This is a genomic window from Micromonospora fulviviridis, from assembly GCF_014648395.1.
In the GTDB taxonomy this organism is placed as follows: Bacteria; Actinomycetota; Actinomycetes; order Mycobacteriales; family Micromonosporaceae; genus Micromonospora; species Micromonospora fulviviridis.
Window position 1 is genome coordinate 47,379 of sequence record NZ_BMRA01000002.1, and the last position, 9,923, is coordinate 57,301.

Sequence of the window (9,923 nt, forward strand, 5' to 3'; positions counted from 1 at the left end):
GCGGACCATGAAGATCCTGCACACCTCCGACTGGCACGTCGGCAAGGTCCTCAAGGGGCAGTCCCGGGCCGACGAGCACAAGCAGGTGCTCGCCCAGGTGATCGAGATCGCCCGGGTCGAGCGGCCCGACCTGGTCATCGTGGCCGGCGACCTCTACGACACCGCGGCGCCCACCCCGGAGGCGACCCGACTGGTCACCCGGGCGCTGACCGCGCTGCGCCGCACCGGCGCCGACGTGGTGGCGATCGGCGGCAACCACGACAACGGCGCCGCGCTCGACGCGCTGCGCCCCTGGGCCGAGGCCGCCGGCATCACGCTGCGCGGCAGCGTCCGCGACAACCCGGCCGAGCACGTCATCGACGGCGTCACCCGCGACGGCGAGCGCTGGCAGGTCGCCGCGCTGCCCTTCCTCTCCCAGCGCTACGCCGTACGCGCCGTGGAGATGTACGAGCTGACCCCGGCCGAGGCCAACCAGACCTACGCCGACCACCTCGGGCGGGTGCTCGCCCGGCTGGCCGAGGGATTCACCGAGCCGGACCGGGTGCACCTGGTCACCGCCCACCTCACCGTGGTCGGGGCGAGCACCGGCGGCGGCGAGCGGGACGCGCACACCGTGCTCGGCTACGCGGTGCCGGCCACCGTCTTCCCGGGCAACGCGCACTACGTGGCCCTCGGCCACCTGCACCGCTCGCAGCGGGTGATCGGCCCCTGCCCGGTCCGCTACAGCGGCAGCCCGCTCGCCGTCGACTTCGGCGAGCAGGAAAACGTCGGGTCGGTGACGATCGTCGAGGTGACCGCGACGACCGCCGCGCAGATCCGGGAGGTGCCGGTGCCCGGCGCCGTCCCGCTGCGCACGGTCCGCGGCACCCTGGCGCAGCTCGCCGAGATCGACGCGCCCGACGGCTGGCTGCGGGTCTACGTCCGCGAGCAGCCCCGCGCCGGCCTGCGCGAGGAAGTGCAGGAGCTGCTCCCCCGGGCGCTGGAGATCCGGATCGACCCGGAGCTGGTGCCGGCGCCGGGCAGCGGCACCCGCACCGCCCAGCGGGCCGGCCGCTCGCCGCGCGAGCTGTTCGCCGACTACCTGGGCAGCCGGGGCCACGCCGACGAGGACGTCCGGGAACTCTTCGACGAGCTGCTCGAGGAGGTGGATCACTGATGCGGCCCATGCGGCTGGACATGGCGGGCTTCACCGTCTTCCGCGAGGAGACCACCGTCGACTTCACCGACGCGGACTTCTTCGCGCTGGTCGGGCCGACCGGCTCGGGCAAGTCGACGGTGCTCGACGCGATCTGCTTCGCCCTCTACGGCACGGTCCCCCGCTGGGGTGGCGCGCGGGGACTGGCCAACGCCCTCGCCCCGTCGGCCACCGAGGCGCGGGTGCGGCTGGTCTTCGAGTCCGCCGGCGACCGCTACGTGGCCACCCGGGTGGTCCGCCGGGACGGCCGGGGCACGGTGAAGACCGCCAACGCCGGTCTCCAGCTCATGCCGCCCGGGTTCGACGTCACGAAGCTCGACACCGGGCTCAGCCCGGAGGACCTGGGCGAGGTGGTGGCCGGCACCCCGGCCGAGATGGAGCAGGCGGTGCTCGACGCGGTCGGGCTGCCGTACGAGCAGTTCACCAGCTGCGTGGTGCTGCCGCAGGGGCAGTTCGCCGACTTCCTGCACGCCAAGCCGGCCACCCGGCAGCAGATCCTGGTGAACCTCCTCGGGCTGGGCGTCTACGAGGAGGTGCAGAAGAAGGCCACCGAGCGCGCCGGGCAGGCCGAGGCGAAGCTGGAGGCGGTCGACAAGATGCTCGGCGGCCTCGCCGACGTCGACGAGGCGAGCCTGGCCGACGCACGGGACCGGGTCGACCGGATGCGCGAGCTGGCCGGGGCCGTCGCGGCGGCCGTACCCGAGCTGGAGCGGGCCCGCGCGACGGCGCGCGAGCAGGCGGCGGCGCTCGGGGCGCTCGACGCCGAGCTGACCGTGCTGGCCGGGGTCCGGCCGCCGGACGGGATCGCCGAGCTGGCCCGGGCGGTGGCCGCCGCGCGGACGGCCGCCGACGAGGCGGTCACCGCGGTCGGCCTCGCCGAGGAGCGCGAGGAGAAGCTGCGCGGCGAGCTGGCCGCGGCCGGCGACGAGAGCGCGCTGCGCGTGCAGCTCAAGGCGTACGCCGACCGGGAGCGGCTGGCCGGTGACGCGGCGGCGGTCCGCGCGGCGGTGGACGCGGCGCAGGCCGAGCACGACACGGCGGCCGGGGCGCTCGCCGCGGCCCGGGCGGCCGCCGAGCAGGCCGAGGTGGAGCTGGAGGCGGCGTTCCGGGCGCACGAGGAGGCGAAGGCCACCGACCAGGCGGTGGCGCTGCGGGCGCACCTGGTCGAAGGCGGCCCCTGCCCGGTCTGCGAACAGCCGGTGCCCCGGATGCCGGCGGTGCCGAAGGGCTCGGCGGTGGCCCGGGCGCTCGCGGCCGGCAAGGCGGCCCGGGCGGCCAGCGACGCCGCCAAGCGGGTGGTGCAGGAGCGCGACGCGGCCGCCCGGGAGCTCGACCGGGTGCTGCTGCGCGCCCGCGCCGAGCACGACCAGCTGGCGGCCCGGCTGGCCGAGCTGGACGGGCAGCTCGCTGGCGCCGCCACGCCGGAGGCGCTGCGCGGGTCGCTGGCCGAGCACGCCCGGCTGCGCCGGGCGCTGGAGGAGGCGGCGGGGGCGGTGCGCGCCGGCCGGGACGCCGCGCGCCGGGCCCGCGGCAGCCTGGACGGCGCGCAGGAGCGGCTGCGCCGGGCCTGGCGGGACTTCGACACGGCCCGCGACGGGCTGGCCCGGTTCGGCCCGCCGGCCACCGACCGCGACGACGTGGCCGCCGCCTGGACGGCCCTCGCCGACTGGGCCGGCGAGCAGGCCGGGCGGCGGCGCGCCGACCGGGCCGGGCTGGCCGCCGCCGTCGACGCCGCGGAGGCCGCGGCGGGCGAGGTGGCGGAGCGGATCGGCGGGCTCTTCGAGGCGGCCGGGCTGACCGCGCCGGAGGACCCGCAGCGCGACGCCGCGGTGGCGGTGGAGCGGGCGGAGGCGGAGCTGCGCCGGCTGGAGGAGCGCCGCGAGCAGGCCGCGGAGCTGCGCGAGCAGCGGGCCGGCCACGAGCGGCAGGCCCGGGTGGCCCGCGCCCTCGCGGGGCACCTGCGCGCCAACAACTTCGAGCGCTGGCTGCTGGCCGAGGCGCTGGACCTGCTGGTCGACGGCGCCTCGCGGATCCTGCGCGAGCTGTCCGGCGGCCAGTACGACCTGGTGCACGACAAGGGTGAGTTCTTCGTGGTCGACCACCACGACGCCGGGCTGCGGCGCGGGGTGCGCACCCTCTCCGGCGGGGAGACGTTCCAGGCGTCGCTGGCCCTGGCGCTGGCGCTCTCCGAGCAGCTCGCCGGGATGTCGACGAGCGCGGCCAGCCTGGAGTCGATCGTCCTCGACGAGGGCTTCGGCACGCTGGACGCGGCCACCCTCGACACGGTCGCGGCCACCCTGGAGAACCTGGCCGCCCGGGGCGACCGGATGGTCGGCGTGGTCACCCACGTGCCGGCGCTCGCCGAGCGGATCCCGGTCCGCTTCGAGGTCCGCAAGGACGCACGCACCGCCCGCGTGGAACGGACCGGCCTGTGAGCGCGAGGAGTGCAGCGCAGCGGAGCCCCGCAGTCGCGAACGAAGGGCTGGCACCGTGAGCGCGAGGAGTGCAGCGCAGCGGAGCCCCGCAGTCGCGAACGAAGGGCTGGCACCGTGAGGAGCGCCGCGTGACGGGACCGTCGAGGGCGGGGGCCCGGTTCTTCGTCGACGCGTGGGACCCGGCGTACGGGGCGTCGTTCGAGGCGGCCGGCGGGGGCGGGCCGGCGGCGCCGAGCAGCGCCCAGGTCGACGCCGACGTCGAGCTGCCCGCCACCGACTGGCGGGCCGTCGACGTCCGGCGCGACGTCGCGGCCCCGGACGTGGTGCTGCTGGTCGACGGGGTGCGCCGGATCGACGCCAGCGTCTGGACGGCCGAGGACGACGGCGGCTCCTTCCCCGGCATCGCGGCCTCGTACGCCGCCGGGGTGGTCCGCTGCGACCTGGAGCGGGGCGCGGCGGAGCTGGCCGGGACCCGGGTGGGCCGGGGGCTGTTCACCGCCAGCCCCTCGGCGCAGGACGTGGTGGCCGGCGCGATCCGCTACCCGGTGCACCGGGTGAGCGGCACCGGCGAGCTGAGCAAGCTCCCGGCCGCCGTGCAGGGCCCGCTGACCGCGCTGGAGGTGGCGGTCTCCGACGCGGTGCGCACCGACGGCGACCTGCTCGTGGTGGACGGGCCGCTGCGCAGCCGGCGCAACCTGCCCCGCACCCTCGGCTACATCAAGACCCAGCACAGCCAGTACCTGGACGGCCGGCTCACCGCGGTGGTCACGGGGCTGGCCCCGGGGCAGCGCTGCCCGGTGTTCCGGCTGGGCACCGCGTGGGGCGGCTACTCCTGGTACCTGCGGCTGCCGGTGGCCGGCGGCGCGCCCTGGGCGGGCGTCGTGCGGGTGGAGTGCTCCGCCGAGCTGACCGAGGCCGAGGCGATCGAGCTGGCCGACCTGTCCCTGGTCACGCTGCCCCGGTTCGCCTCCACCCCGTACAAGGACCCGCGCGCCCCGCAGAACCTGATCCCGATCGCCGGCCTGGAGCGCCGGCTGCGCGGGATGCTCGGCGACGCCCGACTGCTGCACCGGGTGCTCACCGCGGCGGCCCGGGGGATCCGGCGCTGATGGGCCGGCGACGCGGCGCGGACCGGGTGGTCACGCAGGTCGACACCGGGCAGGCCGAGCTGGCGCCCGACCCGGACCGGCCGGGTTCCTGGACGCTGCTGCTCGACGGCGCGCCGCAGTCCCATGTGGACCTCGCCGACCCCACCCACCTGGAGTTCGAGTACGTCCGGCGGCTGGCCGCCGCCCTCGACCTGGTGGCACCGGCCGGCGCGCCGCTGCGGGTGCTGCACCTGGGCGGCGGCGCGCTCACCCTGCCCCGCTACGTCCAGGCCACCCGCCCCGGCTCCACCCAGCGGGTGTCCGAGGTGGACGGCGCGCTGGTGGAGCTGGTCCGCCGGGAGCTGCCCTGGCCGGCCGACCCCCGGTTGCGGGTCCGGGTGGCCGACGCCCGGGCCACCCTCACGTCGAGCCGGGACGGCAGCTACGACGTGGTGGTCGCGGACGTCTTCGCCGGCGCCCGCACCCCCGCCCACCTGACCTCGGTCGAGTACGCCGCCGAGGTGGCCCGGGTGCTCCGGCCCGACGGTTACTACCTGGCGAACGTCGCCGACGGCCCGCCGTTGCGGCACGTCCGCGGGCAGGTCGCCACGGTACGCACCGTGCTGCCCCGGGCCTGCCTGGTCGCCGACGCGGCGGTGCTGCGCGGCCGGCGCTACGGCAACCTGGTGCTGGTCGCGTCCCGTGTGGAGCCGCCGGTGCCGGAGCTGACCCGGCGGGCCGCCGGCGACTGGTTCCCGGGCCGGGTGCTGGCCGGCGCCGAGCTGGACCGGTTCGCCGCGGGCGCGCCGGTGGTCCACGACGCCGATGCCACCGACTCCACCCCGCCTCCGCCCGGAATTTTTTCCGTCCGGCGTTGATCCGCTCGGCGGGCCGCTCCGTATCACCGGGCGGCCATGCCCGTGGGGGGTCGGCTGATGTCATTGGACACCGGAGGTCTTGCATGCACGCGGTGGCGGCCGGCTGGCACGGCGAGGTGGCGAGGCCCGAGTGGATGTTCGCCCGGGCACAGCCCCGGTCGCGCGAGTCGCGCTCGGGCCGGGGGGTCGACGCCCGTCCCTCGGATCGCCAGAATGACCCGGTGACGCCGCGACCGGCGCCCGGACGCCACCAGGCGACGTCCACCGAGGCGAGCCACTCCGACCAGCTGATCCGGCTGCTCTACGCCGAGCACGCCGGGCCGCTGCTGATGTTCGTGATGCGGCTGACCGGCGGGGACCGGCAGCGCGCCGAGGACATCGTGCAGGAGACGCTGCTGCGGGCCTGGCGCAACGCGCACCGGCTGGGCGTCCAGGGGCAGGGCTCGCTGCGCCCCTGGCTGGTCACGGTGGCCCGGCGGATCGCCATCGACGAGCACCGCAGCGAGCAGGCCCGCCCGGCGGAGACGTACGACCGGGACCTGACCGCGTTCGCCGAGGCGGACAGCACCGACCGGGTGCTGCGCACGATGACCGTGGCCGACGCGCTGCGTACGCTGAGCCAGTCGCACCGGGAGATCCTGGTGGCGACGTACTTCCGGGGGCGTACCGTGCCCGAGGCGGCCGAGGAGCTGGGCCTTCCGCTCGGCACCGCGAAGTCGCGGGTCTACTACGCGCTGCGCGCGCTGCGCACGGCTCTGCAGGAGAGGGGGGTGACGGAATGAGCCGGGCCGACCACATGGACGTGGCCGCGTACGCGCTCGGCGTGCTGGACCCGCAGGACGCGGAACGGTTCGAGGAGCACCTCGCCACCTGCTGGGCGTGCGCGGCCGAGCTGGAGACCATGGTCCCGGTGGTGGGGCTGCTCTCCGGCATCGACGGCGAGGCGATGGCCGCGCTGGAGCAGACGCACACCGATCCCGCGCTGCTGGACCGTACCCTCATGGCGGTCCGCCGGGACCGGCGGCGGACCCGGATGCGGCAGGTCTTCGCCACCGCGGCGGCCGTGGTGGTGTTCGGCGGCCTGAGTGGCGCCGGCATGGCCGGGCTGTTCGGCGGCGGGGACGACAAGCCGCTCCCGCAGGCCGGGCCGACCCTCACGGCGCCCGTCACCGCTCCGCCGGCCAGCAAGCCGTCGGACCCCAACGACCCGAACGTCGGCGGTAACGAGCAGGAGGGCGACCAGCACAACGCCGTCGACCCCGGCACCGGCGTGAAGACCACCATGTGGCTGGCGTCGAAGGAGTACGGCACCCAGATCGACCTTCAGCTCACCCGCCTGCCCGGGCCGCGCACGTGCCGGCTGGTCGTGGTGCGGAAGAACGCCACGAGCGAGGTGGTCTCCACCTGGTCGGTGCCGGGCGGCGGCTACGGCACGAACACCAACCAGCTTCCGCTGGAGCTGAGCGCGTCCACCTCGGCCCCGATCAAGGACATCGAGAAGATCCAGGTGCAGTCGGTCGACGTCAACGGCGTCGCCAGCCCGCTGGTGACGGTGGCCGACCTCTGATCCCGCCGGGACGCCGGCGCCGGGCAGCGACACCGCCCGGCGCCGTTCCGTCGTGCCCGGGGCCGTCACCCCGACGTGCTCCCCCCACGCGCCGCCGGCCGGATCGGTTCAACGGATCCACTGTGAAATGGAGCACCCTTTTCTCTTCAACCTTGACAGCGCACCGCCCGTACTACTCGGCGAACTGCCAAGAACGAGGAGGGCACGTGGCACACCTGAAGCGGACGACCGTCATCGTCGCGAGCGCGATGGTCGCACTAACGGCCTGCGCCCCCGCGGGCTACGACGGGGCGAACTCGAGCGCGGCCGAGCCGGTCGCCGTCGCCGCGGCCGAACCCACCGCGTCGGCCGAACCGGAAGCCTCCGCGTCCCCGGACGCGCCCGCCGACGACAAGGCGCCCCCGTCCGACGTGAAGCTCACCGACGAACTGGTCGGCAAGAAGCTGCCCCGGATGGGCCAGGTCGTCACCGACCAGGACGGCTGGGTGCTGTACCGGTTCGACAAGGACTCGGCCGACCCGCCGCAGTCCAACTGCGTGGACAAGTGCGCCCAGGTCTGGCCGCCCGCGCTGACCGACGGCAACCCGCAGCTCCAGGGCGTCTCCGACGACAAGGTCGGCACCGTCACCCGCCAGGACGGCACCCGGCAGATCACCATCGGGGGCTGGCCGGTCTACCGCTACATCGGCGACAAGAAGCCGGGCCAGTGGAAGGGCCAGGGCGTCGGCGGCACCTGGTTCGTCGTCGACCCGAACGGCAAGAAGAACCTCACCTGCCTGCCCACCGGCACCCCCAAGGCGGTCGCCCCGCCGGCGTCGGGCGACTCGGGCGGCGACTCGGGCTACTCGTACTGACGGAACCCCGGTCACGGTGGCCGGTCGCAGCCGGGGAGGGCGCGGCCGGCCACCGTCGTGAACCCGGGACAGCGGCGATCCGGCAGCCCCGCGTCCCCGGGCTGCGGCGCCGGTCCGGTACGGGCCGGCGCCGCTGCGCGGACCGGACGTCAGCCCTTCTCCCATGGGCTAGGCACCGGGAAGTAGGTGTCCAGGAAGGGCGTGAGGACCGACAACTGTGCGGCCAGGTCCTCCTCCGTGGAGAACGCGTCGTTGAGACAGAACACGTGCCGGTCCCGCTTCGCGAGCAGATGCGCCAGGCGCGCGGGCGTGTCCGGGTTCGACAGCTCGGCGATGGTGTAGTCCAGCTCGCCCGGCACTGCCCGGCCGGTGTGGAACGCGTAGTAGTGGTGCAGCGACGACGCGACCGAGATGTCCGTGACGCTGCGGAACTGGCTGCCGGCGGTCGTCCGGTGCTGTGCCGCGAAGCTCTCCTCGATCTCGTACAGCACGCTGCGCCGCAACACGTGCGGCATGTGCTTCATCTTCTGCGTCAGCACCGTGCCGAACCGCTCGGCGATCAGCGCCCGGTTGTTCTTGCCGGCCGCGGACGCCGGGATGTCGTCGGCCGCGGGCGGGCCCGGCGGCACCAGCGCGGGCGACGGAAAGAACTTGGTGATGCCGTTGGCCAGGAAGAAGTCCCGGGCAGTGACGTCCCGGCCGAGGAAAACGTCGTCGTTGAAGTAGAGGAAGTGCTCCGACAGCCCGTCGATGTGGTGCAGCTGACTCTCGATGGCGTGCGAGTTGAACGTCGGCAGCACCGACGGGTCGCGGAAGATCTCCCGGTGGCTGACCACCCGCAGCCCGGGGGCCGACAGGTCGAGCCAGGCCGGCACCTGGTCGTCGGTGACCAGGTACACGGTCCGCACCCAGGGCGCGTAGGTGTGCAGGGACCGCAGTGAGTAGCGCAGCTCGTCCCGGCTGAGGAACCGGGCCGCGCTCGCCGACTCCGCGTGGTACGGCGTCCCCGCCACCTCGGCGCGCCGGCGCAGCCACGCCGGATCCGTGCCGTCGACCCAGGTGTAGACGACGTCGACCGGAAACGTCACGTCGTCCGGGCGCCGGATCGCGAACTCCGGCCGGGTTCGGACGGTCACCGTCGGGGTCGCCGGCCCGAGGGCGGTGAACAGGTCGGCGGGCGCGTGGACCACCGGGCCGACCGCCGGCAGTTCCTGCGCCACCAGGTTCCGCCGCGGGGCGACCAGCCGGTCCTCCCGTCGGGTCCAGAACTCCACCTCGCAGCCGTACGGCACACCGAGCACCAGGCGGTGGCGGGGATCCGTCCAGTACCAGGTCAGCCGGAGCACGTCGGCCTCCCGCAACCGCCGCCACGCCTGCGGCTCGAAGCCCGGCAGGGACGACCGCGGCCGACCGTCGGCGACCGCGGCGACGTATCCGGGCGCCCGCCGGCACGCCTCGGCTAGCGCGGCGTGCACCCGCCCCCGATCGGCGGCGTCGACGGCGACCACCGCGTTGCGGTCGGAGCCTCCGCGTACGCAGAAGTGCTCGACCCCGGCCTCGGCGAGCGCCGTGGTGACCGCGGCCAGGTTGCCGGTCCGGGCCGACCAGGGCGATACGTCCGGGCGGACCAGGGCGACGCGCGACCGGCGGTCCACCGTGACCAGGGCACGGTCCGAACCGGCCAGGAGCTCCGGCTGACGGCGGGCGAGTCGGGCGTTCGTCCGCTGGCCGCCGGCCACCTGGGCGACCCACTGCTTCACCTGGTGGCGGGTCTGCGGGCTCAGCCGCCGGGCGATCGCCCGACGGGCCTGCGGGCTGAGCACCCGGCGATAGGTGTCGACGAGCCTCGTCGGCTCGGCGAGGGCCCGGGGCGGGTCCGGCTGCCCTTGCCTCAGGTCGCTCACTT

The 9,923-nt window shown here is 75.5% G+C and carries 8 protein-coding genes; 7 read left to right on the top strand and 1 reads right to left on the bottom strand.

Annotated features, from left to right (window positions below):
* Positions 1–7 precede the first annotated feature (7 nt).
* The 7 genes from IEY96_RS05225 (at position 8) to IEY96_RS05255 (ending at position 8,017) form a co-directional block, all read left to right on the top strand.
* Complete coding sequence (locus IEY96_RS05225) at positions 8–1,156, top strand: exonuclease SbcCD subunit D (protein ID WP_189193666.1); 1,149 nt, start codon at positions 8–10, stop codon at positions 1,154–1,156.
* Positions 1,156–3,630 (top strand): AAA family ATPase, encoded by a 2,475-nt coding sequence (locus IEY96_RS05230; RefSeq protein WP_189193667.1) that lies wholly within the window; start codon positions 1,156–1,158, stop codon positions 3,628–3,630. Before IEY96_RS05225 ends, IEY96_RS05230 begins: the two co-directional genes overlap by 1 nt.
* A gap of 128 nt (positions 3,631–3,758) precedes the next feature.
* Entirely contained in the window at positions 3,759–4,739 is a 981-nt protein-coding gene (locus IEY96_RS05235; protein ID WP_189193668.1) for a hypothetical protein, read from the top strand.
* Positions 4,739–5,596 (top strand): spermidine synthase, encoded by an 858-nt coding sequence (locus tag IEY96_RS05240; RefSeq protein ID WP_189193669.1) that lies wholly within the window; start codon positions 4,739–4,741, stop codon positions 5,594–5,596. The genes IEY96_RS05235 and IEY96_RS05240 overlap by 1 nt, the downstream gene beginning before the upstream one ends.
* Before the next feature lie 83 nt (positions 5,597–5,679).
* Positions 5,680–6,378 carry a sigma-70 family RNA polymerase sigma factor gene (locus IEY96_RS05245; RefSeq protein ID WP_091311627.1) on the top strand — a complete coding sequence of 233 codons (699 nt, stop codon included), beginning with the start codon at positions 5,680–5,682 and terminating at the stop codon, positions 6,376–6,378.
* Complete coding sequence (locus tag IEY96_RS05250; RefSeq protein ID WP_189193670.1) at positions 6,375–7,163, top strand: anti-sigma factor family protein; 789 nt, start codon at positions 6,375–6,377, stop codon at positions 7,161–7,163. The genes IEY96_RS05245 and IEY96_RS05250 overlap by 4 nt, the downstream gene beginning before the upstream one ends.
* Positions 7,164–7,369: 206 nt before the next feature.
* Complete coding sequence (locus tag IEY96_RS05255; protein ID WP_189193671.1) at positions 7,370–8,017, top strand: COG4315 family predicted lipoprotein; 648 nt, start codon at positions 7,370–7,372, stop codon at positions 8,015–8,017.
* Between the two features lie 149 nt (positions 8,018–8,166).
* On the opposite strand, the gene IEY96_RS33110 is transcribed toward IEY96_RS05255, so the two are convergent.
* On the bottom strand, positions 8,167–9,921 hold the full coding sequence (locus tag IEY96_RS33110; protein ID WP_268247140.1) for a stealth family protein: 1,755 nt from the start codon (positions 9,919–9,921) through the stop codon (positions 8,167–8,169).
* Positions 9,922–9,923: the final 2 nt, after the last annotated feature.

What these genes read in the sequence shown, in the direction of transcription:
- IEY96_RS05240 (WP_189193669.1), top strand. Translation starts at nt 4,739, where the DNA reads ATGGGCCGGCGACGCGGCGCGGACCGGGTGGTCACGCAGGTCGACACC.
- IEY96_RS05245 (WP_091311627.1), top strand. Translation starts at nt 5,680, where the DNA reads ATGCACGCGGTGGCGGCCGGCTGGCACGGCGAGGTGGCGAGGCCCGAG.
- IEY96_RS05230 (WP_189193667.1), top strand. Translation starts at nt 1,156, where the DNA reads ATGCGGCCCATGCGGCTGGACATGGCGGGCTTCACCGTCTTCCGCGAG.
- IEY96_RS05250 (WP_189193670.1), top strand. Translation starts at nt 6,375, where the DNA reads ATGAGCCGGGCCGACCACATGGACGTGGCCGCGTACGCGCTCGGCGTG.
- IEY96_RS05225 (WP_189193666.1), top strand. Translation starts at nt 8, where the DNA reads ATGAAGATCCTGCACACCTCCGACTGGCACGTCGGCAAGGTCCTCAAG.